This is a genomic window from Pseudoalteromonas sp. 3J6, from assembly GCF_903995135.1.
GTDB lineage: Bacteria > Pseudomonadota > Gammaproteobacteria > Enterobacterales > Alteromonadaceae > Pseudoalteromonas.
Genome location: NZ_LR877185.1, coordinates 4,044,402 through 4,067,909, shown reverse-complemented (window position 1 = coordinate 4,067,909; position 23,508 = coordinate 4,044,402). Strand labels below are relative to the sequence as shown.

The following is a 23,508-nucleotide window of genomic DNA, read 5'->3' as shown; positions in this document are numbered from 1 at the left end:
GTGTAATGCCCCGTTAATCGGGGTATTACCTGATTACTTTGAGGCGATTGTTAATGTTTAAGATGGCTTCACATTCGGTAGTATCATTAAATGAAACGAGTACAGCTCTCTCTAGCCATGATTCGCGGTCAATTATTTCTCCCCATTTAACGGAACCAAAAGATAAATAAAACTTAAAAGGTGGTACAGGCCACATAAATGCCAAATTAGGTTGGGTATTAACTAAGAATAACCCTGAACCCGAAAGCCCTATTCCAATACCTGCAGCAATGTGAGGGGATGTAGTTTTTGAGTTAGGTACTTCAGAATCACAGTTGATCGTTATTTGATCATTATTGCTTTTTTCAAGTTTGCTAAAACAGTAAGTTAGCTGCTTTTTATTATATTGTAATGTCGTAAATCCTTTTTCAGGTGGGTTAATGTTAAGACATTGAGATGCAGCGGCGTTTATTTTAATGCTTCGACTTAATGATAAAAAATTAGGTTCCCTAACATCGCAAATAACGCCAGATTGTAAATGTCTTCCAGGTTGTGACCAAATAACATTGAAGATATCGCTCCATGAAAATCTTATCATCGTATTTGGTTCAGCATATTTGACCATCCATGCAAGTGTATAGAACGAACTATTTTGGGCTTGCTCTTCAGGTAAGGCCATAAATACACAAAAACTAGTTGCATTGCTGGAGTTATTTTTAACTTTTAAAGTATAGTTAGTCATTGCTCTGGCACACCTTCCTAAAAGATATTAAGCCCACTTAATTGTAAATAATTCTGCAATATTGATTGGACGTGTTTCAAGGTCACCCTCTGTCGTGATCTGAGTTTGAGTACTCGCTGCAAGATTAACACCATAGGCTGGACTTCCTTTTTCAGGATTAAGCATATTCACAGGCTTAAAAGTAATGGTATGTTGATGCTCTTTAAATATATCGGGCTCTGTTGTACCCACTAGGTCACCAATATTATTCGAATCACCTGACATTTTACGTTGTTTGGCATTTTTATCTCTACCGGCTGAGTTATCCCAAGCACGGCTGAAATATCCTCTAAAATCAGGTAATAAAGAAAATTCACCTTGCTTGCCGAAGCGATAGTTAATAACCGAGTTTAGCCGTGTTTGATCACTGTTCAATGCAATTGGTATAGTACATAGAGGTAGTTCTTCTGCTGGTGCTTGTTCTGTTGCTACGTACTGCTTTCGCTCACCAATGACACCTGCAACAATACAAGGCAGACTAGCTAAAGCTATATAGCCCTTGTTTGCGAATATTTTTTTTACAGAAATAACGACAGACGGGGAAGAGCACGAAAGTTCAACAAAAACAGTTTTTGCATCCATTGCAATTTCTAATTCGGTAGATATATTGAGTTCTTGGCTGTTTTGGATTGTGTATGTTCTTTGGATATATGTAATAGCGTCTGACAAGCAAAAGTGTAGCTCGCCTGTTCCTTTAACATTTAACTGTGCCACACAGCTAATGTGTTCAGAACATAGAGTTTCTTTCCATCTTGGAAACTCGTGAATATTTTGTCGAAAGCTCATTGTGGCGTTTTCTTCTGTACTGGTAACGATTCGACAGCCGTTATTTTCTGAACTAATTTGTGAACCATTACCTGGATCACTGTATATCCAGCCATCGGGGTGGTTATACTTAATAGGTTGTGTATTCGTTTGATTACTAAAATAACGAAAGTCGTAGTTATACACTAAGTTTTTTTGTTGCATTGCAAATAATAAACTATCTATATCATAAGTATGTTGATTATCTAGAGCAGCCATATTTGATTCCCTCCAATTAATGTGTGCGCCATTAATTAGCGCACACAAATTAGCATTAATTTAGTACTAAAACATTTTGGCTATTTAAGGTTACGCTCTGCGTTAAAATTCCTTGATATGGAATTTCGAGAGCTCTGCCACTGTTCATGATTGTTTGCGTATCTAAAATTTCGCCAGTTTTGAAGTTACCAGCAACAAGGTAATATTTAGGCTTGGGTGTCCATGTTAAATTCATATTCGGTTGCGTACTGACTAAAAAAGTCCCCGCACCACTCATAGCAATACCAATACCCGCAGCAGCTGATGGAGTGGTGTTTGAATTAGGTACTGTCTCGTCACAATTTGTAAAAATACTGCCACTATTACCTTTTACAGGAGAGCTCATGTTAAAGGCATCATTAACATTGTCGTAGCCTAAAGTGACTGTATTCGCACCATCTAAATCAACTCGTTTTGATTGTGATGTTTTACAGATAACGCCAGGGCGAAGCTCTTGACCTGGTCTTGACCAAATTGCACTGTAGTCAATTTCCCAAGCAAATTCGGCAGTTGTTCCTTGATATGCATACTTGCTAAACCAAGCTAATGTGAATACATTACCGCCAACATCTAATGATGGCTTTTCTTGGAAAATTGCAAATCGTGTTGGGTTAGTTGAGTCGTTTTTAACTAATAATTTATAAATAGACATCCTCGTTTCCTTTTAGTTGTGTTACATCATGTAAGTAAGTGTGTACTTGGTATGTCAACCAAGTCACCAAAAGATAGGTCTTCTAATTAGAGATTGTTATTACGAAGTATTACCTGCACTGTGTAATACTTTGTTATGGAATATTTCTCCCTAATATCTAGATTGAGAAAGGAAGAGTGACTTCCTATCAATTTAGATTGCAAAGGAGACAGTAATGAAATTAATTAATTCGGTTATCTATAGCAGCTTTATCAGTTACCTATTTATTTCTGCAACTCAGGCGGCTGCAGACCCAATATGTGATGTAACAGCACAATCTTTTGCTCATATTCAGCAAAGGCATTGCACTGCAGGTGTACAAGCCAGTCAATTTTTGCCTCAGTATTGTGCAACAATTCAAGATGCACAACAATTTTGCGAACAAGTACAAAATGCAACTAATAAATCACGAACAGTACAGCCTGATTCTCGTATTAGGTATGATGCTAACCTAGGGATGGTAGTTGGTACTCAGCAAGAGAAGTGCGCCCGCTTGATAATTAAGCCAAATGGAGAGGTTGTTACTCAGTTCCCTGAACTAAATGGTGCACCGGGAAACTGTTTTTAATGTCAATTTTGGAATAGATAATAATGAGAAAGGTCGTTCTATCATCTACAACATTTCATCTCGATGAGCCTGAATTTCAATGCTCTTTGACAGATGAGCTTTGGCATGATGGTTATGAGTATATAACTATGTTAAATGATGCTCCTATACTACAGCGGTTTTGGAAGCATCAATATGGCGTAGAGGCTGAAAATCCAATATCAGTTAGTATGCTTAATCAGCTTACTGAAGAGCTTGACAAGTGTATTGCTTGTTACCCTATGGAAGAGTCGCTTGTGGCATTTAGCCTTGAATTTAAATCATTGATAAATAAGGCTATTCGCTACAGTTGTTCGCTACAAATAATAGCTCAGTAATTGACCAGTGAATGGCTGTAGCTCAGCTCGTTGCCACAGCCATTTCTTAATTTTTAGGCTCTGTTGATTCACAATTCGCCCCCTTTACAATTGTAAAGCACGTCCCTGCAAAACGAACTTTACCTCGTTTACGTTCAATCAAAATATCAGCAGATAATATATTATTGAAAGAGTCCATAAACTGTTTTCGCGCACGGTGGATCTGAATATTGACATGGCTCTCATTAATACCGAGATCGCGTGCTAATTTCTTAACTTGTACCCAGCCCTGTACATCAGGTTCAAATTTATTTTTGATATCAGTCAATTTATTACGAGCCAGCAATAAAGTAAGATAGTGGTGAGAGCGAACATCTAGGTCAACTAATTTATTATGTTGCCTTATTTTTAATTCGGTTTGCTCTTCATCTAAGCTTAAATTGAACATAAATTTAAGGTTATTAATAGACGTAGGACTTAAATTCAGCGTGTTTTCTTGTGATGCCATTTCTGCTTGAAAAAACTGCCACTGCTGTTCTGCAATTGTTATTTTTTGGCCATCTTTTAAGAGTGTTAATTGGTGAGTTTCTGTATTTTCATAACACCAAGAGAGTCTCTCAGGGTCGTAATAAATAACAGCTTTGGGGTGTTGGCTATCGGGTAAAAAATGATAAGGTTCGAGCAACATACAATGTGTATTTGTTCCATTGACCGGTAGTAAAAGGTCTCTTGGTGGATCGATAGAAGTTAACTGGTAATCTAAGTTATTTATTTCTGAAAAGCTGATGCGATCATTTAGGGCTAATACGGAATTGGTTTGCTTATCAAGTCGTTTACCGTTTAGCCAAATACCATTTTTGCTTAAGTCACGAATGTACCAGTGTGGTTTAACCCACTCTATTACTGCATGAATACGTGTCACTTCTGGGTAGTTTAATAAGGTGTCAACTGAGTGGGCTAGCCGACCAAAACGATGAAAGTCGCGCAGATAAAAGCTCATATTTGAGTTTAACTTAGTCAGTATAGCCATACAGCTCTCTTTTGGTCTTTTAGTAAATAATATTACACTATCATATTGTATATATTGACTTTGCATTTAATTAACATTAAATACTAGACTAATTATTTACATATGATGGATCGAATAGTTTGTGTTAGAGGATTATTACAAACAAATACAAGTTTTGGCGCAAGGAGGAATGAGTACGATATACCTTGCAACAGATCTAGAGTTGAATAGACAAGTAGCCCTCAAAGTTATGAAATTAGCTGGAGATAATACTGAGCGAGCCATCATCGAAGCAAAGTTAATTGCAAGCTTAAATCACCCAAATATAGTGCAGCTTTATAAGATAATTCATCGGGATGAACAAATTTTATTAGAAATGGAGTATGTTAAAGGAACGACCTTAGCCCATTTAATGAAAGAACAGAGTCTCACTCTTACTAAAAAGTTAGAAATACTTATTCATATCAGCGATGGCCTAGCTGCAATTCATGATAAAGGCATACTACATCTCGATTTGAAACCTGCCAATGTATTAGTTAGTGATGAAGACACAGTTAAAATAACAGATTTTGGTATCTCAAAAATTAAAGGGGCTGAAGCGACAAATATAGGCACTGATTATGGCAGTTTAAAGGCAATGTCGCCTGAACAATTGAATAATCAAACTATGGATTTTCGTAGTGATTTGTTTTCACTAGGGCTAATAGCTTATCAATTATTAACAGGCTACCATGCCTATTCAAAACAAGCATCGAGTAATATAGGGCAAGATTTAGCAAAACAAATAATGTCATTTCCTTGTAGCGCAAGTTATGAATCGATCAAAGAGTTATCTGCCGATTTAGTGCCTTTACTTAAACAATTATTAGCATTCAAAGTTGATAAACGACCTGAAAGCGCTCGTGCCGTAGCATCTCAGTTTAGGCGGATTTTAGACTCACTTAGTTTTGAAAGCCTGACTGTAGATGTTAAAAGCTATCAAAATAATAACAACGTAAGTAAACGTTTTTTCAATAGAAGATTATTTCTTACTGTGGTTCTTTGTCTGTTATTGAGTGCGGGGAGCTGGCTTTGGTATTCATCGAAACCGATAGATAGGATAGCTTTGATGCCAGTAGAATTTACAGTGAGTAGCCAAGTTACGGATACACAAAAGCGCTTACTTAGTCTTGGCGTCAAAGATGCAATAACCGAATATGTACTTGCGGATCGCAAGTTTGCTTTAATTTCGAGCAAGGAAGTTACACAAACACAATTAATACTTGGTAATGATGCAGGCCTAAATAATTTAGCTGCTGCGCTAAGAGCTACTAAGCTACTGATTCCTGTATTAGATTGTAGTCTTTTATCTTGTGACTTTACACTAAACGAATTAGATAAAAACGCCACAATGGTAGGCACAATACGAAGTGCAACAGATAAGGAAAGCTATCTAAATATTTATAACTCAACACTATCTTCGATACAAAACTTGCTTAGTTCAAGCATCCTGTCAAATAGGGAACTGTTATTGTCAGATGAGTTTATCAGGCAATATGTATCTTTAGTTACCCTAACTGCGAATGATTTAGGTAGTACTCAAAAACAACGCGCCATGGCTGAAGCCTTGTTATTGCAACAGCCAGATTTTAAGCCCTTATACCCTTTATACCGAAAAATAATTTTACGACTTTATAAGTCTTCCAAAAATATAGCGCTCATAACAAAGTTACAATTTCAACTTGAACGAGCGCCAACTTCATACAGTGACAGTCCTGCTTATTTAATTGACCTACTTGAAATATATCAACAAACGGGGGAACACATTAAAGCCGAAAAAATTATTAGCAGAATTCAAAACTCATCATTAGAGGAATACCAAAGAGAAATTATTTTGGCTATTTATTTTAAGCGTATAGGTCGCCTTGAAGAATCTTTAAAGCATGCGAAAATGGCATATAAAATAAGGCCAACTTTATTAGCGACAAGAAACCTTGCAATAGCGTATCTCACATCGGGGAAACGTGTTAACGCATTAAAATATTTAAAGGAGGTATTAAGTTATAACCCTAACGATATTGTAACGCTAAAAACAGTCGCTGATGTATATTTATTATCGGGTGACTTGAAGGCTGCAGAGAATAACTACCAAAAACTGATAGATTCGGGGCGGCAAAGCGCTTCAATTTATAGTAATTATTCAATTGCTCTTTCTCTACAAGGTGAGTTTACCAATGCATTAAATTTTGCTCAAAAAGCGATGATGCTAGATACCCAAAAAACTACCTTACAACTTAACTATGCCGATTTACTTCATTTTAAGGGCCGCCTTACAGAGGCCGATAGTTTATACTTTAAAGTCAATGAGCAGCTTGATTCTTCGTCGCAGAACGTTGCAGAACAACTTGAAAAAGCACAAGTGTTGATTCATTTGGATAGAAATCAACAAGCGATGAACCAGATTGAACAGCTGTTAGCTACTAATTCTAATTTGGCAGAGGCATACTTTATTAAAGCAATGCTACAAAGCTTGTTGAATGAAAAATACTCGGCGCTAGCATCAATAGAGCAAAGTATAAATTTGGGGTGGAGCCCGGTTTTTTACCGTTTACAATGGTTTAAAGGGTTGTGCTCTGAAAATAAGCTGATGAGCTTAATAGGTAAAGAACATTATAACTTTTTATGTTCAATAGAAAATAGCGCAGAGTAAGCTCTGTACTACTAGTCTGGTTCCATATCTTCAATTATGACACGTGGGTCTTGCGAAAAATAACGCATAAGAGAGTTAACGTCAGTGCTCTTTTTTGTAATTAATCGAAAATTAATTTCATAATTTGTACGTTGATCCAACTGCCCTGATACTACTTTTTTTGGATTCTCAGCTAATAGTTTATTCAACTCCTGAGATAAGGCTTGATGCGGTAAAATACTAGAAATTGTAATAATTAATGACTTCCCTTCGTTGGCAACAAGACTATTTAGTTGGTAACTAAAGTTGTCTTTAGCATCTGAAAAATAGCTGCCATTTTCGGAAAAAGTCCACTCCGATTCGTTTGCTAACTCATAATATAAGTTCAGGCTTCTACCTGTAGTGAGTTCTTTATAGTTGATTTTAATATCTTCAGCGTTAGAGCCTGATTTAGAAATAAACTCCCAAGAGTCATTTTCGTTTGGGATAACGCGAAAGCTAAGATCGTTCATGATAAAAGTCCTGTTTTAAATTTAAAATTTCTTATTTACTCCATGAGCATTTTAACTATAGATGTAATTAAGTATTCCACCAAAAAATAACAATAATTATTTTTGTTCAGAAAAAGTAAAAAAGCTTAGCAGGCGTTAGAAACCACGTTCGGTCAGCGGTCTATAATATATTAGTATATCGCCTTGCAACTAACACCAGGTAGTGGCTCGGTAGCTTTACTATCTAAATGTCGGATAAAACATTGCTTACCTTTAATCATTAGTTCAAACTGATCCGGCATATTAAGCTGCTTGCCCATAATCGGATTTCCCTGAGGATCTTTATGATTAAGTCGCTCAAGCGTAACTGTGCTTGAGGTGACAAAAACATCGTCGGCTAATTGAACCTGCGAGCTATGCAGCAGTTGCGCAATTGCGTCGGCTACTTTAGCGCTATTGGGCTCAATTAGTAACGCATGTTGCAACTTAGGTGTGGGCTCTGAGCTTTGTGCTAAGCACCCTGTTAATCCTAATGTCGCTGCAGTCATGCTTATTGCTAGTAATATGTTCATTGCTTATCTCATGTTATCACTAAGAATAATATTTTGTTTTAGCATGGTTTGAATTCGCATATCTTTTACTTCTGGGATATCGGTGGCGATTATGGGCGCAAAACCAAGAACACTATTTGTTGAGCTTGGGGCAGGGCAACTGCCGCTTTCTCTATAGCTCAGCGCTGTACTTAATAAGTCTTCACTAGCATCACCTAAGCGCTTAGTAAAGTCATCAGCAACAGCACACCCTGCAATGCGAACCGGTTGGCGTGCGTCATCAATGGTATTTTGCGGTGCGAAGCCATCTGAATATTCACCAAAACCTTTGTTATTTTCGCCAGTAAATTGAATAGTAAAATAAGTGGTGTCGCAGTTGTCGGTAGGGTAAAAGCCATACGGTTTACCGCAGGTGCCTGCGCCTATCTGAATAATTTCAACATCGGCTCCGCGCAGCCCATTAATGATAGCCTCACTAGCCGAGCAGGTACTGCTGGTGGTGAGTAAAAATACCCTTTCTAAGTTCAAGGTGGGTAACGGCGTGCCTGCTGCAATTGCAGGGTTATTTTCAAAGCCGACAAAGCGATTTGTAAAAGGCATCGGCGTCAGTGCTTGGCCTGTGACGGGGTTGGTATTGGGGTATTTATCATTAAATATGGTCCGTTCAAATATTTTGCCTTGCGTGTTAATGCCCCCCACCATGTAGCCTACTTGGCTAGCCATTTGTAATAACCCACCCCCGTTATAGCGCACGTCAATGACTAAATCTTTAATGCTACTGGCAGCGAGTTGGTTAAAGGCGTTATAAAGCTGTGTTTCGGCTATGGCGTTGTGGCTATTAAACTGAAAATAACCCACATCACCAGCGGCTAAATCGGTACGCACATTCATTACTGGTTGCGATTCGATGTTTTGAGACGTGAGTGTCACTGTGCGATTTTCATTAGTACTGATATCCCTAAATACAAACTCGGTAACTTTACCCGTTTGCTCGGGGAATAAACCTGCATTAATAATATCTACCTCACTCGATGAGATGGTGTTAATAAAATCAACGCCATCAACTTCTAAAAGCTCAAAACCACGAATAATATTTTGATTACTAGCTGGGGTATTTGGTTCGGTGTAGCTAACAACTGCTTGGCGTGGCGCGCTACCGGCAATTATTTTTACATTAAAGCCATAACCAAAGCTTAGACCGGATTGATTTTGTCTTTGCCACTCATCGGTCGGTAAACTAAAGTGAAAATTATCTTTTTTCGCACCTGAATCAGTCAGTTGCTCCGTTTTTAAAGTATTAAAGTAATCAATAACGCCTGATGTTAATGCTGGGTTGGTATCAATAATTTCGTCATACCATAGGTAGGTTTCGTTACTCCAAGAGCGTAGCCAGTTTTTTTCACTAATTGCTTGGCATTGACCTTTAAATTGCCCTGAACTGGCAAATACACCTGGAGTCCAGCCGCTATTATTAGTTGTTGGGTTGGTCGCATTGTCGCTACCTCCACCGCCACAACCTGTCAATACAGCGGCTAGCGAGCAAGAGAGTAATGTGTATTTAAGAGAAGATGGATTAAAAATGGCCATACGCATGCTCGTTTTTTAAACTGTTGAGCTAAATATAGCGGTTTTCATTTAGAGTTGATAGAGGCTTGCAGCATTTTTGTAACTCAAATATTGCCATGTAAGACCATCGCTACACAGGCTGCGATAATGTTGCCATAACTCGTTGTAGTTAATATTAATTTGGCACACGGGGAAGTTGCTAGCAAACATCACTCTTTGCATACCAAAATGCTTTAAAATATGTTTAAAACATTGGTTTTGCTGCTCGCTATTAAGCATTAGTAATTCAAAACCTGAAAACTTAATCGCAACATTAGGCTGTTTTGCAAGTAGTTCAATTGCAGTTGACCAGTTAGCAAGGTTGTGTGCAAGCCCTGCGTGATTAATGATTATTTGTAAGTCACTAACTTGGTTGGCATAAGAAATGAGCCGCTCGGTGATGTTGAGGTTTTCTACTTCAAATTGGGCTTCAAAATGCAGCTTTAAATGGCTCAAGTGCCGCAGGTTATCGAGACAATGAGGGCTCAATAAGCGCTCGGCATCATGACCTTCAGTGATATCTCTAATGCCTACAAGAGAGTGATGTTCTAGCTGCTGAAGTGCTAGTTTAAATGCGTTATTTGGCTGGTTAATTGTTGCAAAGCTAATTGCTTTATAAGGTATAGTTTTAATATGTCTGGCTAACCAGTTTAATTCTTTAACGGGCTGGTTATTATCAAAGCCTGCCTCTATGTGCACTAAACCTGCGAGTTCAAAGTTAGTACTTTTGATCAGTTCAGCAGCGCTGATGGGCTGCTTTATTTTATCTAAGTTAGACCAAGCTGGTGGGTTCGCACCTTGTAGCCAAGTGTATTGACCCTCCAGCAAATTAAAAAAGTGCAGATGCGGGTCAATAATTTTAGTGCTCATTGTGCTGTGTAGCCGCCATCAATACGTTGTAAGCTACCAGTAATAAAGCTGGCATCTGCACTTACTAAAAAGCTTACCAGTGCAGCAACTTCATCGGCTTGACCTAAACGGTTGAGTGGTTGTAATGCGGCTTCTTCTGCAACAATATCGGCTTTGTTAGCACCACTTCTTTTACAATATGCATCAATTGCATTATGAAATAACGGCGTTTCTATAGTGCCAGGGCACACTGCATTAGCGCGAATATTAAAACTTGCGTAATCTAAGGCGGTGGTTTTAGCCATCGAAGCCAATGCATGTTTAGTCAGGTTATAAGCAAATGAGTTTTGTTTGCCAATAATGGCTTGGTCTGAGGCAATTAATACAATAGCGCCATCTTGTTGTGCTTTCATAGCTGGTAATACGCTTTGTATAGCCGCGTACGCACCTTTAACATTCAGTGCCATTAACGCATCGAATGTCGCTTCATCGGTTTGCTCAATTGTGGCACTTAGGTGCTTGCCAGCATTTGAAACAAGTACATCAATGCGTTGTGTTTTTTCAATAATAGCTTGTATGCACTGGCGTACGGCGGTTACATTACTAACATCACATTGATGAAAAACACCACTCTCACTGGGCTCAATATCTAAGTTATGAACCTGATAGCCGTTAGTTAATAATCGCTGTACCACAGCAAAGCCAATGCCTTTAGAGCCACCGGTTACGATTGCAACTTTTGACATACTTGTTCCTTTAATTAGCAATTAATGTGCGTGGCCGCAACCACCTTCAGCATGAACATGGCCATGAGAGATTTCTTCGCTTGTTGCTTCACGAACGGATACAACCTCAACATCAAAGGTCAGTGTTTTACCAGCAAATGGGTGGTTTAAATCACAATCAGCATTAAAGCGGCCTACTTTTACGATAGTCACTTGATGGCGACCCTGATTTGATTGCACCATTGCAGTCATACCTGGCTTCCACACTTTTACATCGCCTTGTAAATGCTTAAGCGGAATGCGCTGAATTAAATCATCAACACGCTCGCCGTATGATTCACTTGGAGATAACGTTACGCTAAATTTATCACCAGCAGTTTTACCTTCAAGTGCGGTTTCTAAACCGGGTAGCATGCCTTCGCTGCCGTGAATGTAACTTAATGGCGTGTCGTTAAGGCTACTTTCTATTTGTTCACCGGCTTCGCTAAGGGTGTAATGAAATTCAACGGCCGAATTTTTACTGATTTGCATGCATGTCTCTTTAAGATTTAAATAAATTAAAAAGCAATTTTACGCGAAATACTGCGCTTTAGAAACTTAACGGGGATGATTTAATGTATTTTGTAAGTCGAGTAACAGATCTTTTTTAGCCGGTGTGGTTTTAGGTGTCGCAGCTTGGGGTATAAATAAAACTAACTGAGTCCCAGGCTTTAATACGCTAGATGCTGATAACTTATTCCAACGTGCTAAATCGCTATGAGCAACGCCATACAACTGACTTATATTCCACAGGTTATCACCGGGCTTAACGTGGTAATCTACCTCGATGGTTGGAATGACGGTCTCTTTTTGTTCCAAGTAAGGGCTTATTTTATAGTTAATAGTGAGTGATTCAGGTAACGTTTGAGGCTCTCCTAAAATAAGTTTTTCGCCAACACCAATAAAGTTATTTTGCTTATTATTGAGCTGTTTTAGTGTCTTTAAAGGCAAGCCAAAATGCCTAGCAATACCGTATAGTGTGTCATTTTTTTTGACTATGTATTCGCCTGCAAAATTGGCTTTAAAAAAACGGTTTTTTAGTAAAGCTTGTTGCTCAATAGGAAGCAACAAAGTATGCGGGCCATGGGGGGAACTTTGGTTTTTTAAATAACCTCGATTGAGGGCATGTAGTTGCTTTACACCCATGCCAGAGAGCTTGGCCATAATTGAAAAGTCGAACTGTTTTGCCACATTTAACGAGGTGGTCAGTGCTTTGTAAGGAAGCTTTGGCCGTTTAAACTTTGCTTTAGGGTGCTTTACTAAATAGCTTAGTGCTAACAGTTTTGGTACATAGTCAGCGGTTTCTTTTGGTAGGGTTAATGCCCAAAAATCAGTTGATTTACCTCTTTTTTTATTGCGCTTTATAGCGCGTTTAACTCGGCCTTCACCGGTGTTATAGGCCGCAAGTGCATGCAACCAATTACCATCAAAACGTTTATGTAAATAGCTTAAGTAATCTAGTGCTGCATCGGTTGAGGCCAACACATCTTGGCGTCCGTCGTACCATTGATCTGATTTAACCCCAAAATGATGTGCAGTTGCTGCAACCAGTTGCCACACACCCACAGCATGTTCACTTGAGCGGGCGGTAGGCCTAAAGCCACTTTCTACAAATGGCAGTAATGCCAGTTCCATGGGGAGTTGCTTTTGCTCTACTTTTTTTACTATATGGTATAAAAAAGGCTCTGCACGGCGAGACACTATTCTTAAATAATTCGGTTGTTTTAAATACCAGTTAATGCGTTTTTTTAACGCTTGATTTTGCTCAACCGGTAAATGTAAGTTATCAGCAATATGTGCCCATAAGTCAGTCGGTTGAGTCGCTTTAAGGGCTTTGGGTATTGTTTTTTTATTAATAACTTTGTTGGTGTTTGTAGAGGTCGGCGTGATTGATTGTACGGCTTTTTGCTCTATAGGTGCAGAAACTGCAGGCGCAATGATCTCTGGCTGTGTGGTTTTACAGCTACATAGCAATACAATGGCAAAGCATAAGATCAAGTGACGCATTTTGTTCCTTTTTAAAAAATATATTTCCATATTTTAACACAATCCATTGTGTTCAGTTATTGACTGTTTTTAGCGCGAAGTAATCCCGATTGCAAAAATAAGTTACTTGATTTTATATCAAGTGGTTCTTGTTGGTAAGGTTTTAGTACTTCACTTGGGAATTTTTTTTGTAATTGCTCAATACTGGCTTCAGGGTTGTTTTTAACCTGCTCCGTAATTGCTTCTAAAAACGTGAGTGACTGTTTTAATTTAACTTTATCGACTAAATTGCCATGGCCAGGAACAAAAAGTGACAGCGAATTATTATTTATATATTTTTTTAATAAACTTTGCCATTGTTTAAGCTCGCCATGCCCAGGGTAGGGAAGCCAGTCAATGATATCACCACCTATTAAGGTTTTACCCTTGTCGGCAAGTAGTGTTAGATCGCCATTAGTATGTGCCTGATGCGGGTTGATAGTTAATACATAATTTCCTAAATCTAATGTTTTAGGCTCACTAATACTCATTTTTGGTGGTGTTAGTTGATAATTCTTCCAGCGAAATAAGCGTGTTTTAGCGCGAGTGAGCTTTTCTCGCCATTGAGCTTGCTCTGCATCGGGTAAGGTGGCTAATCGCTGATAGCTCAGCTCAATGCTTTTCTCGAACCCCTCTAGCTTATCTGTTAATGTTTGCTGATAACGCGAAAAGTCGTTAGCGACTTGTTGGTGAGAAACCAATTTTGCGTCTGGGAAGTAATGCTGCATAACCGCCATGCCCAGTAAGTGATCGTCATGAAAATGAGTGGCAACTAAGTAACATAAAGGCGTCTTTAGCTGTTGTTTTAGTTTGGTAACCAGTTGTTCTACTGCTGCAAAGTTACCACTGGCATCTACCAGTAAGGCACACTCACTGCCCTGAATTAACACTTGGTTAGAGTCGTAAAAACGTAATCTATCTGGCTGCTTGATAAATTGAATATTAGCCGATAACGGTTGCCACTCAACTGCTGCATTGCTTTTTGCATGTATAAATAGGCAGATTAAAGGCAGTAAGCACTTACCTATTTTTTGAGCTTTAGTTAAAAGTGGTTGCATCTTTTTCTCTAGCTATATTTTGACGGTAAAAACAATAAAAGCGCAAAATGCGCTTTTATTTAGTGTGTTCAGAGTTTGAGCTTAAGTATTGACTCAACTTATCAATCAATTGATCTTGATGCTCAAGCTCAACTGATTTTTGAGTTTTTGCTTCAAGCAATTCGTGGCTTAAATTCAAAGCAGCCATAAGTAATGCTTTTTGATCGTTTCTGACTGTTGAACGTTGTTTCATTTGTTCAACTAAATCATTCAGATTTTTGGCGGCCGCTTTTAGTGCCTCTTCTTGCCCAGCCGGACAAGCAAATTGCTGCTCTTTACCAAGCAATTCAACAGTGACTCGCTGGTTTTGCAGCTCAGACATTAGCTTGCCTGTTGTGCGCTTTGTAATTTATCTAATAATGATGACAAGGTGGTGCTTGCATCTTTTTGTTTTTCTTCATTTTCAAGGGCCTCTAACTGTAATAACTCATTTTCATCAAGCAGTTTACTGTTTTGCTCTTTAAGCTCTGTAATATCAGTTTGCAACTGATTATTACGGGTAATTAGTTGGTCGATCAGTTGTTCGAGTTGTTGAAGAGTATTGTTGTTCATAAATGCGCTCATATAACTGTAATTAATGTCATGCAAATGTAAAGCAAAGTGTGTTTATTTGCCAGCATTTACGCTGGTTTTAGGTGATTTTTATTCTATGTTAAGGGATAATTCATGCTATTGGCTTTTTCATTCAGAAATGGTTCACGTAAACACCCGCTTTTGCTGTGACGATTGCCAAAGCAGTGTGCTTTATGGTTCACTAATTTTATTAAACAGCGTATGGCGAAAATAAATAATGCTTAGTTACAGACACTCCTTTCATGCGGGTAACCCTGCCGATGTACTTAAACATTTAGTGTTAGCGCAAGTGCTGGGTTATCAAACAATAAAAGATAAGCCGCTTGACTATATCGATACGCATTCGGGTGCTGGTTTTTTTGAGCTGTCAGCACCAGACGCGCAAAAAACCCAAGAGTACCAAGATGGCATAGAAAAACTTTGGCAACATACCAGTCAGCACGGTGCCTTAAATGACTACATTGAGTTAATAAAATCGTTTAATGAAAGTTCGTCTCTGGCGTTTTACCCAGGTTCACCAAAAATCGCCGAACACTTTTTGCGCCGCCAAGATAAGGGCTGGTTTTTTGAGTTGCATCCGCGAGATTTGGTATTACTTGAAGAAAACATGCAAGGTAAGCGCTCTATTCGAGTACGCGGCGAAAATGGGTTTGCGGGCTTAATTGGTTTATTACCGCCAGCTTCGCGCAGAGCCTGTGTGTTAATAGACCCACCTTATGAAATAAAAGACGATTACAATACGGTCGTACAAACCATTGTCAAAGCCCACCAACGCTTTGCGACGGGTACATATATGATCTGGTATCCGGTTGTAGACAGAGAACGTATTGATAATATGGAGCAGGGTTTAATTGACGCGGGAATTAAAAATATTCAATTATTTGAATTAGGTACTGAAGCAGATACCGAAGTACATGGTATGACCGCCTCTGGAATGATAGTGATAAATCCACCATGGAAACTGAAACAAACTATGGATGATGTGTTACCTGAACTAGTAAGCTTGTTGAGTAAGCCAAGTGGTTTTTACCGTAGCGAGCAGTTAGTCGCCGAATAAAAATAAATAAGCTTAGGGTCTGTTGACCTTTGCGGATTAAAATTTGTTCAAACTAGGGGCGGTTTAATCGCGGCGCGAGGTTTGTAACCTAGTGGGCTAAGTAAAAACCGAGCAACAAAGAGTAAATCGCCCCTAGGCAGAACCCTTCGGGCAGCGCCTGTTTGGCATTGATGCTGCGTTATCGCCTATTTATGGGGAATAACCACACCACATAGGCTCTGCCTTGCCTAAATACCAAACAGACTGCTGCAAATTCAACCTTGAAAGATCAACAGCCCCTAGTTTAACTGGGCTTATTTATTTGCTTAGATGTGGGGTATTGTTACGTTCTTAATCAAAAGTAAACAGCGTTAAAGGTAGCAAGTTGTTTGCCTGCCTCATTTTGTAATACTAATTTTTCACCGTTAATTTGCCATTGCGTTGCTGCCTGAAGCACAGCCGCCATCGCGCTTTCTTGTTCCATATTGTCATGACACATTTTTTGCGTGGTAGCTAACTGCGTAAAAGTCACTGCTTGCTTCGATACTTCATAACCGCCATTAAAGTTATTACATCCTAAAAAGCCGTGTACAGTGCTATCACTATTAAACTGAATAAATGGCTCTTTGGTATTCACTACAACAGGGTTGCCGTCGATTGAAACTGCTTTGAAATAGGTGTTTACTAAGTCAACGTCTGACTTTGGCGCTACTTTTGAAACAATAATTTCTAAAGGCTCTGATGAGGCCGTATTATCAAAAGGTGAGTTACTCGTTGTGCTGGTGTATAGCAAGTTTCCTTGATTATTAATGGTTGCACGCACGCTATAGCGGTGAGTTGGGTCAATCTTTTCAAGGTTATACTCAAGCTCTACTTTATAAGGCGGTGCGCCTACTAAATCAATTACCTGCTCAGAGATAACCGTTGCTGCCACATCCATTTTTGACACATCAACCAAGGTAACGTTTAGCTGTGAATTAGGCGCAAGTAGGCTGCGATCTAAGTAACTAACTTGCACAGGTAAGGTGGTCGTTGTTTGCGCCACAGCACTATTTTGTTGCGCTGCGTCATCGTTACATGCGCTCAGCATAAGTGTGCCACTTGCTAGAAAACACAAGCCTGCAATCGACTTTAACATTGAATTTGGCTTAGATGAGAACATAAGAGTTCCTTGATGGAGTATGGTATGAGGTCGCTAGCATACGGTTGAATTGCTTAATCATTGCTTAACTAGTAAATAAAGAAAGTCGAGATATAAAAAAAGGCGCTAGGCGCCTTGATTTATTACTTATTTTTTTACGTATTTAGTTAAAATTACAATACGCTGTCCATCAACACGTCCTTCAATATGTTCAGAGTTGCTGGTTAAGCCAATATTGCGCACGGCTGTACCGCGCTTTGCTGTTAAGCTGCTACCTTTCACATCTAAATCTTTTATCAACGTGACGGTGTCGCCAGCTTGTAGTACTACACCATTGCTATCAATGTGTTTAATATCATCATCTTCAGCAAGCGCTTGCTGCGCCCATGTTAATGTGTCTTCTTCAAGGTAAATCATATCTAGCGCGTCTTGTGCCCATCCGTTATCAGCTGCTAACTGAGTCAGCATGCGATAAGCAACAACCTGTACCGCAGGTGTTTGACTCCACATACTGTCATTTAAGCAATGCCAATGGGTCGGGGTTAAATCGCTATTGCCTTCAATTTGATCTTTACATGTTTGACAGGTGTAGATGCATTTATCTGAATGAGCTTCGGTAACAGGAGGAACTTCGTATACAGTTAGGTTGTCTGTTGCTGCGCAGAGTTCACATTGGTTACTGCTACGTTCTATTAAGGCTTGTTCAATGCTCATATAAGGGACTCTTTTTTGTGAGTTTATAAAAAATTAATAATCGCATTATACCTTATAACCATAACCTTTGGGTATGCTTAGAGCAGTTGTAAACTCAAAAACCCTATAAAAAATGAGGATACTAATAACTCTGCTCTAGGGTTATAAATTTAGTCTTATTTGTTTGTTTTTAATCTAATTAAAATTGCAGCAAGTCTTTAAAGTTTCACTATACTGGTTAAATAATAAAAAATAATGATGACATCACTGTTAAGTAGGAAGGTTAATGCCAAATAATCTAGAGGTAAAAAATTCATCTATTTTGGTTACTCAATATATTGCTAGGCAACCAATTTTTGACGGTGATAAAAGTATTTTTGCTTATGAGTTGCTCTATCGCGATTCAGTTAATAATGCTTTTCCTGTAGGAACAACTGACGGGCAAGCCACTGGGCGACTTTTTTTTAATGCGCTAATGCTGGTTGGCATAGAAAAGCTAACGCTCAATCAAACTGCGTTTATTAATTTATCGAGCGAGGGGCTTTTAGAGGATTTGCCTAAATTATTACAGCCTGAGAATACTGTAATTGAAATTGTTGAGCGCACTGAAAATATAGAGCTTGTTGTTGAGAGAGTGACAGAGTTAAAAAAAGCAGGATATGTATTTGCGTTAGATGACTACGACTCACATGAAAAATGGCAACCATTACTCAGTTTGGTTGATTATATTAAGCTTGAAGTTGAAGAGCCCGTAATAAAAACCAGCATGTTGCTGAAAAAGCTCAAACGCAATTTTCCTAATATTAAAATAGTGGTAGAGCGAATTGAAACCTATGATGAATTTAGGCAGCTTAAAGAGGCTGGATGCGATTACTTTCAAGGGTTCTTTTTTGCACATCCAGAAATGTTAAGTTACAACAGTATCGAACCTCTAAAAATGGCTGTTTTAGACTTACTGCGTTGCACATCCCGCACAGATTTAGACTTTAATGAAATTAATCAACGCATTTCTAAAGATGTCGGTTTGACTGCACGCGTCCTAAAACTAGTGAATGCTCGCTCTGCTAATAAAAATTTAGTGATAACGTCTATTCCTCAGGCGGTTGTGTATTTAGGGGAAGATTCTATTAGAAAGTTTGTACGAGTATTGGCGCTAAGCGAACTTGGCTCAGACAAGCCCAGTGAACTTACTCGTTTAGGCTTATGTCGAGCGCAGTTCATGCAAATAATTTTAGAACCAGGCGGAAAAGTCATTGCAGAACAAGGTTATTTAGTCGGCTTAATGTCGGTGCTTGATGCTATTTTAGATATGGAGCTGGAAGCTATTGCTAAAGAGTTTAGTTTAGGGGCTGAGTTATCCGGTGCACTATTAAGTTTTGAAGGGATGATGGGTAATTCTTTACATTTAATAAAAGCGGTAGAGGAAGATAATTGGCAATTGGCTAAAAAGTTGTTAGAGACTATTCGACCTGCATCAAATATAGAGCTGGTGTATACAGCTATGTTAGATGCACGCCAATATGCGGATGAGTTATTAGCCACCATTATTGAGCAAGACTAACGCAAAACGTTTGGGTATGATTGGCACATATTGATTTTACTTAGTATTACACCATGCGTTTATTTTTACCTATTACCACTATTTTAATTGCCTTAGCTTTATTAATTCCCGGGGTGACTCAGCCCGTACTGAGTATGGAAGGTAAAATTGATAAGTCTAAACTTGCTGAGGCGGGCATCGAAATGTTGGCAGATGAAGGGAATCAAAACACCCGTAATATGCTAATGATGATCTCGAGTATGTTGGGGTTAGATAAACTTGAAGGCGAGATCAGCGCTTATCAAAAAACGCGCAGTATTTGGGGCACCGTTAACGAACTGGCCGATAACAAAAACTACTTAGTGGCGATATTAGTGGCGTTTTTTTCAATGGTGATCCCAACAATTAAGCTGCTGCTTCAATTGTTGTATTGTGTGCTGAAGGAGACTTCGTTTAAGCACAATCTTGGTAAGGTGATTATCGGTTTAAGTAAATGGAGTATGGTGGATGTGTTTGTTATTGCATTAATAGTGGCTTACATGGCTGGTAATGCAAACGCGAACTCAGAAGATTTACTTAATATGCATGCTGAGTTTGGTACTGGTTTTTGGTATTTTACCGGCTATTGCTTGTTCGCCATTGCGGCCAGTAGCTTCATAAAGCCAGTAGTAAAAACCAGTTAATTATTGAGTTTTAAACACAGTTCCCATAAACTTTAAACGTCTATTTATTTTTAGGTTAATTCATTGCAACGTATTTACTGTATTTTACTCACGCTAACTTTGTTACTCACTTTTGTGGGTCAAGCCGTTGCGTCTGTATCTATGGTATGTGATATGCCGCATACGAACATGGCAACCCATGCATCGATGCAGCATAGTAAGATGGCAATGAGTGACGATGCTGATACAACAACCCTGTCTATGGATTGCTGTAGTGAGCAAAGCACGTTAACTCAAGATTGCAGTTGCCCGATGAGTGCTTGTAGTTCGCATTCAGCCTTGCATGTAAACTCACTATTTATAGCCTCCAAATTACCCTCTGAAAAAGTGCAACATGCTGTAATACAGCATCAAGTTAACTTTGCACGTTCTCTTTACCGTCCTCCTATGCCTGCATAATCGCAGGGTAGGTGTATTTAAAATTTAGTTATTTAGCTTATTGTCATCTATCTGCTTATAAATTTAATCGTTTTCATTCGTTATTTTTAAATTTAAGTGGAGCAAGTGATGAATCACTTCGCAGTATTAAAATCCGTGTGTATAAGTAGCTTGTTGAGTATTAATGTCTCTGTACACAGTGCTGAACTAGGTTTAAATGAGGCAATTAACTATGCCTTAAACCATGAGCCCTGGCTTAAAGCTAGCAAGCAAAAACAATCATCAATTGAAGCAAAAAGTATTGCCGCAGGAACCTTACCTGATCCAGTGCTTACATTAGGGTTAATGAACCTACCAACTAATGGTTTTGCTTTTGATCAAGAAAATATGACCCAATTTAAAGTGGGAATTAGCCAATCACTGAGTCGAGGCGATAGCCTAGCACTTCAACAAAAGGCTCTTTCTCAGTCAGCTGCAGCAGAGCCTTGGCTGCGCAAAGATAGACTCGCGCAAGTAAAAACCATAGTTACTGAGTCATGGTTTAATGCTTATAGAGCGCAGCGAAGCATTGCACTAATTGAGCAAGATAAAGCCTTGTTTACTCAGCTCATTGATATTACAGAATCAAGCTATGTAAGCTCGGTGGGTAAAACACGCCAACAAGATATTATTCGAGCGCAATTAGAGTTAACCCTCCTTGAAGATAAATTAATGCAACTGGAGCAACAGCTACAAGGAGCTAAAAAGCGGCTAACACAATGGTTGCCTATCGATATGCTTAGCCTGCCTGTCAGTGATGACTTTTCAGAGCTTACAGCATTAAAAAACTACACCGAGTTAGAGTATCAACAACTGATGGCCATGCTATTAAAGCACCCTGCAATTATGGCAATGGATAATGCAATAGTGGCAAAGCAAACTCAAATAAGTGTGGCTGAGCAAGGCTATAAACCTCAAATTGGCGTTAATATGGGGTACGGTTACCGCGATGATATGCCAATGGGCGGCTCGCGAGCAGACCTTTTCTCTGTGGGTATAAGCATTGATTTGCCGCTGTTTACCGATAACCGCCAAGATCAACTTGTAAATGCTGCCATTGCTGATAGCGAAGAGGCTAAAACACAAAAATTAATTGCCCTTAAAAAGCTACAAGGAATGTACTTTAAGGAAGTTAGCCAGTTAGCAAGGCTTCATCAGCGCGCCGAGCTTTATCAAACCAAGCTGCTACCGCAAATGGCCGAGCAGGCTCAAGCGACCCTGAATGCCTATACCCGCGATGATGGTAACTTCTCAGATGTGATGCAAGCGCGTATTAGTCAATTAAATGCCAAGATAGACGCACTAAATATTCATGTTGATCAAAAGATTATTATTGCAAGGTTAAATTATTATGCCAGTGCTGATGATATCAGCTTAAAAAACACACCACTGCAGGAGTCGACCTATGAATACTAATTTAAAATTATCACTGGTGGCTATATGCAGTGCGGCATTAACTGCGGGGGTTTTATTAAGCTTACCTAGTGAGCACTCTATGCCAACTGACAGTAAAGCCAGTAGCAAAAAAGAGCCGCTTTATTGGGTGGCTCCTATGGATAGTAATTATCGCCGTGACGAACCTGGTTTATCGCCCATGGGCATGGATTTAGTGCCTGTTTACGAAGAGCCAGACAGTGGCGCCAATGAAGGGCCAGGCAGTATTAAAATTTCACCCACTGTGATTAATAATTTAGGTGTGCGTACCGCGCCTGTTGCGTTTGCTGCACTTAAAAATGAAGTTAACACGGTAGGTTATGTGCAATACAACCAAGACCAGCTAATTCATATTCATCCGCGCGTAGAGGGATGGGTCGAAACCTTATACGTTAAAGCCGCGGGCGATCAGGTTAAACAAGATGAGCCACTTTATACCTTATATTCACCACAGCTAGTGAATGCACAAGAAGAATTTGTGTTAGCGTTAAAGCGCAATAATCCGGTGCTAATTCGTGCCGCTAAAGCCCGTTTAAAATCACTTAATGTGTCTGATGGCTTTATTTCACGTCTGCAAGAAGGTCAGCAAGTACTGCAAAACATAACGTTTTATGCCCGCCAAGGTGGTGTTGTTGATGAGCTTAATATTCGTGAAGGATTTTATGTTAAACCTGATACCTCAATGATGAGTATTGCTCAGCTTGATGAAGTATGGGTTGAGGCTGAGGTATTTGAGCGCCAAGCAGAACTTATTCGTGTTGGCTTGCCGGTAACCATGACACTCGATTATTTAAGTGGCCAACGCTGGCAAGGGCAAGTGGATTATATTTACCCTACCTTAGATGCTAAAAATCGTACTTTAAGAGTACGTTTGCGCTTTGATAACCAAGGCCATCAGTTAAAGCCTAATATGTTTGCTCAAGTCAGTATTCATAGTCAAGTAGCTGAAAAACAGTTAATCGTACCTAAAGAAGCTGTTATTCGCACTGGTAGCCAAAACCGTGTTGTAGTTGCACTTGGGGAAGGTCGTTTTAAATCGGTCGAGGTAACTTTAGGGCGAAGTGATGCGGCTAATACCGAAATTTTATCAGGTGTTATGGCAGGCGATGAAGTGGTTACTTCAGCACAGTTTTTAATTGATTCAGAGTCGAGTAAAAATTCTGACTTTAAACGTATGCAAGCAGTTTCGCATAACAGTATGCAAATGAGTGATGCCAACCCAAATACGGCAACTGTGAATGGAGTAATTAATAGTATTGATGCTAATAATCGTATTGTGAATATCAGCCGTGAGGCAATTGAAAAGTGGGGCCGAGGACCTGCAACAATGGACTTTATACTAGCAAAAAATGTAATGACTGAGATGCTCAAGCCTAACGATGAGGTTACTTTTACCTTTAGCATTGAGCAAGGTGAATTTGTGATTCATACAATAACGCCTGTGCATGCTACGCACAGTCAGCATCACTAGGAGTGG

At 39.2% G+C, this 23,508-nt stretch carries 25 protein-coding genes; 9 read left to right on the top strand and 16 right to left on the bottom strand.

The features are described 5' to 3' along the window. Positions 1-25: 25 nt before the first annotated feature. Genes P3J6_RS18585 through P3J6_RS18575 form a run of 3 tightly spaced genes read right to left on the bottom strand, consistent with a single transcriptional unit; the run spans position 26 to position 2,474 of the window. Entirely contained in the window at positions 26-721 is a 696-nt protein-coding gene (locus tag P3J6_RS18585) for a hypothetical protein (RefSeq protein ID WP_198523753.1), read from the bottom strand. A 27-nt stretch (positions 722-748) separates the two neighbouring features. Beyond that, entirely contained in the window at positions 749-1,783 is a 1,035-nt protein-coding gene (locus P3J6_RS18580) for a hypothetical protein (RefSeq protein ID WP_198523752.1), read from the bottom strand. Between the two features lie 55 nt (positions 1,784-1,838). After that, positions 1,839-2,474, bottom strand: coding sequence for a hypothetical protein (locus tag P3J6_RS18575; RefSeq protein WP_198523751.1), 636 nt, complete (start codon positions 2,472-2,474; stop codon positions 1,839-1,841). A 214-nt stretch (positions 2,475-2,688) separates the two neighbouring features. On the opposite strand from P3J6_RS18575, the gene P3J6_RS18570 reads away from it, so the two are divergent. Next, on the top strand, positions 2,689-3,081 hold the full coding sequence (locus P3J6_RS18570) for a hypothetical protein (RefSeq protein WP_138604958.1): 393 nt from the start codon (positions 2,689-2,691) through the stop codon (positions 3,079-3,081). Between the two features lie 23 nt (positions 3,082-3,104). After that, on the top strand, positions 3,105-3,437 hold the full coding sequence (locus tag P3J6_RS18565; RefSeq protein ID WP_198523750.1) for a hypothetical protein: 333 nt from the start codon (positions 3,105-3,107) through the stop codon (positions 3,435-3,437). 46 nt (positions 3,438-3,483) lie between these two features. On the opposite strand, the gene P3J6_RS18560 is transcribed toward P3J6_RS18565, so the two are convergent. Next, on the bottom strand, positions 3,484-4,446 hold the full coding sequence (locus P3J6_RS18560) for an FHA domain-containing protein (protein WP_198523749.1): 963 nt from the start codon (positions 4,444-4,446) through the stop codon (positions 3,484-3,486). A gap of 121 nt (positions 4,447-4,567) precedes the next feature. On the opposite strand from P3J6_RS18560, the gene P3J6_RS18555 reads away from it, so the two are divergent. Further along, on the top strand, positions 4,568-7,114 hold the full coding sequence (locus P3J6_RS18555; protein ID WP_198523748.1) for a serine/threonine-protein kinase: 2,547 nt from the start codon (positions 4,568-4,570) through the stop codon (positions 7,112-7,114). 11 nt (positions 7,115-7,125) lie between these two features. On the opposite strand, the gene P3J6_RS18550 is transcribed toward P3J6_RS18555, so the two are convergent. The 10 genes from P3J6_RS18550 to P3J6_RS18505 form a co-directional block, all read right to left on the bottom strand. Continuing rightward, entirely contained in the window at positions 7,126-7,605 is a 480-nt protein-coding gene (locus tag P3J6_RS18550) for a hypothetical protein (RefSeq protein WP_198523747.1), read from the bottom strand. A gap of 170 nt (positions 7,606-7,775) precedes the next feature. Further along, positions 7,776-8,156, bottom strand: coding sequence for a hypothetical protein (locus tag P3J6_RS18545; RefSeq protein ID WP_198523746.1), 381 nt, complete (start codon positions 8,154-8,156; stop codon positions 7,776-7,778). A gap of 3 nt (positions 8,157-8,159) precedes the next feature. Beyond that, entirely contained in the window at positions 8,160-9,722 is a 1,563-nt protein-coding gene (locus tag P3J6_RS18540; RefSeq protein ID WP_198523745.1) for a S41 family peptidase, read from the bottom strand. Positions 9,723-9,770: 48 nt separating this feature from the next. After that, complete coding sequence (locus tag P3J6_RS18535) at positions 9,771-10,610, bottom strand: amidohydrolase family protein (RefSeq protein ID WP_198523744.1); 840 nt, start codon at positions 10,608-10,610, stop codon at positions 9,771-9,773. Next, positions 10,607-11,335: an SDR family NAD(P)-dependent oxidoreductase gene (locus P3J6_RS18530; RefSeq protein ID WP_198523743.1), complete on the bottom strand. Its 729-nt coding sequence runs from the start codon at positions 11,333-11,335 to the stop codon at positions 10,607-10,609. The genes P3J6_RS18535 and P3J6_RS18530 overlap by 4 nt, the downstream gene beginning before the upstream one ends. Before the next feature lie 21 nt (positions 11,336-11,356). Continuing rightward, positions 11,357-11,845, bottom strand: coding sequence for an FKBP-type peptidyl-prolyl cis-trans isomerase (locus tag P3J6_RS18525; RefSeq protein WP_198523742.1), 489 nt, complete (start codon positions 11,843-11,845; stop codon positions 11,357-11,359). Between the two features lie 66 nt (positions 11,846-11,911). Further along, positions 11,912-13,360 carry a transglycosylase SLT domain-containing protein gene (locus P3J6_RS18520; protein WP_198523741.1) on the bottom strand — a complete coding sequence of 483 codons (1,449 nt, stop codon included), beginning with the start codon at positions 13,358-13,360 and terminating at the stop codon, positions 11,912-11,914. Positions 13,361-13,416: 56 nt separating this feature from the next. Next, positions 13,417-14,436, bottom strand: coding sequence for an MBL fold metallo-hydrolase (locus tag P3J6_RS18515; protein ID WP_198523740.1), 1,020 nt, complete (start codon positions 14,434-14,436; stop codon positions 13,417-13,419). Between the two features lie 55 nt (positions 14,437-14,491). After that, positions 14,492-14,797 (bottom strand): cell division protein ZapA, encoded by a 306-nt coding sequence (locus P3J6_RS18510; RefSeq protein WP_010391716.1) that lies wholly within the window; start codon positions 14,795-14,797, stop codon positions 14,492-14,494. Then, positions 14,797-15,027, bottom strand: a complete 231-nt coding sequence (locus tag P3J6_RS18505) for a hypothetical protein (RefSeq protein WP_008113449.1) — start codon at positions 15,025-15,027, stop codon at positions 14,797-14,799. The genes P3J6_RS18510 and P3J6_RS18505 overlap by 1 nt, the downstream gene beginning before the upstream one ends. Before the next feature lie 238 nt (positions 15,028-15,265). Between P3J6_RS18505 and P3J6_RS18500 the strand changes: the two genes are divergently transcribed. Beyond that, positions 15,266-16,105, top strand: coding sequence for a 23S rRNA (adenine(2030)-N(6))-methyltransferase RlmJ (locus tag P3J6_RS18500; protein ID WP_178956664.1), 840 nt, complete (start codon positions 15,266-15,268; stop codon positions 16,103-16,105). A 334-nt stretch (positions 16,106-16,439) separates the two neighbouring features. Here P3J6_RS18500 and P3J6_RS18495 read toward each other — a convergent pair whose 3' ends face one another. Then, positions 16,440-17,246, bottom strand: coding sequence for an META domain-containing protein (locus P3J6_RS18495; RefSeq protein WP_198523739.1), 807 nt, complete (start codon positions 17,244-17,246; stop codon positions 16,440-16,442). Positions 17,247-17,372: 126 nt separating this feature from the next. Next, positions 17,373-17,939, bottom strand: a complete 567-nt coding sequence (locus tag P3J6_RS18490; protein WP_198523738.1) for a PhnA domain-containing protein — start codon at positions 17,937-17,939, stop codon at positions 17,373-17,375. 265 nt (positions 17,940-18,204) lie between these two features. On the opposite strand from P3J6_RS18490, the gene P3J6_RS18485 reads away from it, so the two are divergent. From P3J6_RS18485 to P3J6_RS18465, 5 genes are all read left to right on the top strand, one after another. Then, positions 18,205-19,479 (top strand): EAL and HDOD domain-containing protein, encoded by a 1,275-nt coding sequence (locus P3J6_RS18485; protein ID WP_198523737.1) that lies wholly within the window; start codon positions 18,205-18,207, stop codon positions 19,477-19,479. A gap of 53 nt (positions 19,480-19,532) precedes the next feature. Next, complete coding sequence (locus tag P3J6_RS18480) at positions 19,533-20,141, top strand: paraquat-inducible protein A (protein ID WP_010391723.1); 609 nt, start codon at positions 19,533-19,535, stop codon at positions 20,139-20,141. 63 nt (positions 20,142-20,204) lie between these two features. Further along, a complete protein-coding gene (locus tag P3J6_RS18475; RefSeq protein WP_055012399.1) occupies positions 20,205-20,579 on the top strand; it encodes a hypothetical protein in 375 nt (124 codons plus the stop codon). A 108-nt stretch (positions 20,580-20,687) separates the two neighbouring features. Beyond that, on the top strand, positions 20,688-22,013 hold the full coding sequence (locus tag P3J6_RS18470; RefSeq protein ID WP_198523736.1) for a TolC family protein: 1,326 nt from the start codon (positions 20,688-20,690) through the stop codon (positions 22,011-22,013). Beyond that, a complete protein-coding gene (locus P3J6_RS18465) occupies positions 22,003-23,502 on the top strand; it encodes an efflux RND transporter periplasmic adaptor subunit (RefSeq protein ID WP_198523735.1) in 1,500 nt (499 codons plus the stop codon). Before P3J6_RS18470 ends, P3J6_RS18465 begins: the two co-directional genes overlap by 11 nt. Positions 23,503-23,508: the final 6 nt, after the last annotated feature.

Bases quoted from the DNA above. Each gene is read 5' to 3' on its own strand.
- P3J6_RS18585 (WP_198523753.1), bottom strand. From the start codon at position 721: ATGACTAACTATACTTTAAAAGTTAAAAATAACTCCAGCAATGCAACT.
- P3J6_RS18580 (WP_198523752.1), bottom strand. From the start codon at position 1,783: ATGGCTGCTCTAGATAATCAACATACTTATGATATAGATAGTTTATTA.
- P3J6_RS18575 (WP_198523751.1), bottom strand. From the start codon at position 2,474: ATGTCTATTTATAAATTATTAGTTAAAAACGACTCAACTAACCCAACA.
- P3J6_RS18570 (WP_138604958.1), top strand. From the start codon at position 2,689: ATGAAATTAATTAATTCGGTTATCTATAGCAGCTTTATCAGTTACCTA.
- P3J6_RS18565 (WP_198523750.1), top strand. From the start codon at position 3,105: ATGAGAAAGGTCGTTCTATCATCTACAACATTTCATCTCGATGAGCCT.
- P3J6_RS18560 (WP_198523749.1), bottom strand. From the start codon at position 4,446: ATGGCTATACTGACTAAGTTAAACTCAAATATGAGCTTTTATCTGCGC.
- P3J6_RS18550 (WP_198523747.1), bottom strand. From the start codon at position 7,605: ATGAACGATCTTAGCTTTCGCGTTATCCCAAACGAAAATGACTCTTGG.
- P3J6_RS18545 (WP_198523746.1), bottom strand. From the start codon at position 8,156: ATGAACATATTACTAGCAATAAGCATGACTGCAGCGACATTAGGATTA.
- P3J6_RS18540 (WP_198523745.1), bottom strand. From the start codon at position 9,722: ATGGCCATTTTTAATCCATCTTCTCTTAAATACACATTACTCTCTTGC.
- P3J6_RS18535 (WP_198523744.1), bottom strand. From the start codon at position 10,610: ATGAGCACTAAAATTATTGACCCGCATCTGCACTTTTTTAATTTGCTG.
- P3J6_RS18530 (WP_198523743.1), bottom strand. From the start codon at position 11,335: ATGTCAAAAGTTGCAATCGTAACCGGTGGCTCTAAAGGCATTGGCTTT.
- P3J6_RS18525 (WP_198523742.1), bottom strand. From the start codon at position 11,845: ATGCAAATCAGTAAAAATTCGGCCGTTGAATTTCATTACACCCTTAGC.
- P3J6_RS18520 (WP_198523741.1), bottom strand. From the start codon at position 13,360: ATGCGTCACTTGATCTTATGCTTTGCCATTGTATTGCTATGTAGCTGT.
- P3J6_RS18515 (WP_198523740.1), bottom strand. From the start codon at position 14,436: ATGCAACCACTTTTAACTAAAGCTCAAAAAATAGGTAAGTGCTTACTG.
- P3J6_RS18510 (WP_010391716.1), bottom strand. From the start codon at position 14,797: ATGTCTGAGCTGCAAAACCAGCGAGTCACTGTTGAATTGCTTGGTAAA.
- P3J6_RS18505 (WP_008113449.1), bottom strand. From the start codon at position 15,027: ATGAACAACAATACTCTTCAACAACTCGAACAACTGATCGACCAACTA.
- P3J6_RS18500 (WP_178956664.1), top strand. From the start codon at position 15,266: ATGCTTAGTTACAGACACTCCTTTCATGCGGGTAACCCTGCCGATGTA.
- P3J6_RS18495 (WP_198523739.1), bottom strand. From the start codon at position 17,246: ATGTTCTCATCTAAGCCAAATTCAATGTTAAAGTCGATTGCAGGCTTG.
- P3J6_RS18490 (WP_198523738.1), bottom strand. From the start codon at position 17,939: ATGAGCATTGAACAAGCCTTAATAGAACGTAGCAGTAACCAATGTGAA.
- P3J6_RS18485 (WP_198523737.1), top strand. From the start codon at position 18,205: ATGCCAAATAATCTAGAGGTAAAAAATTCATCTATTTTGGTTACTCAA.
- P3J6_RS18480 (WP_010391723.1), top strand. From the start codon at position 19,533: ATGCGTTTATTTTTACCTATTACCACTATTTTAATTGCCTTAGCTTTA.
- P3J6_RS18470 (WP_198523736.1), top strand. From the start codon at position 20,688: ATGAATCACTTCGCAGTATTAAAATCCGTGTGTATAAGTAGCTTGTTG.
- P3J6_RS18465 (WP_198523735.1), top strand. From the start codon at position 22,003: ATGAATACTAATTTAAAATTATCACTGGTGGCTATATGCAGTGCGGCA.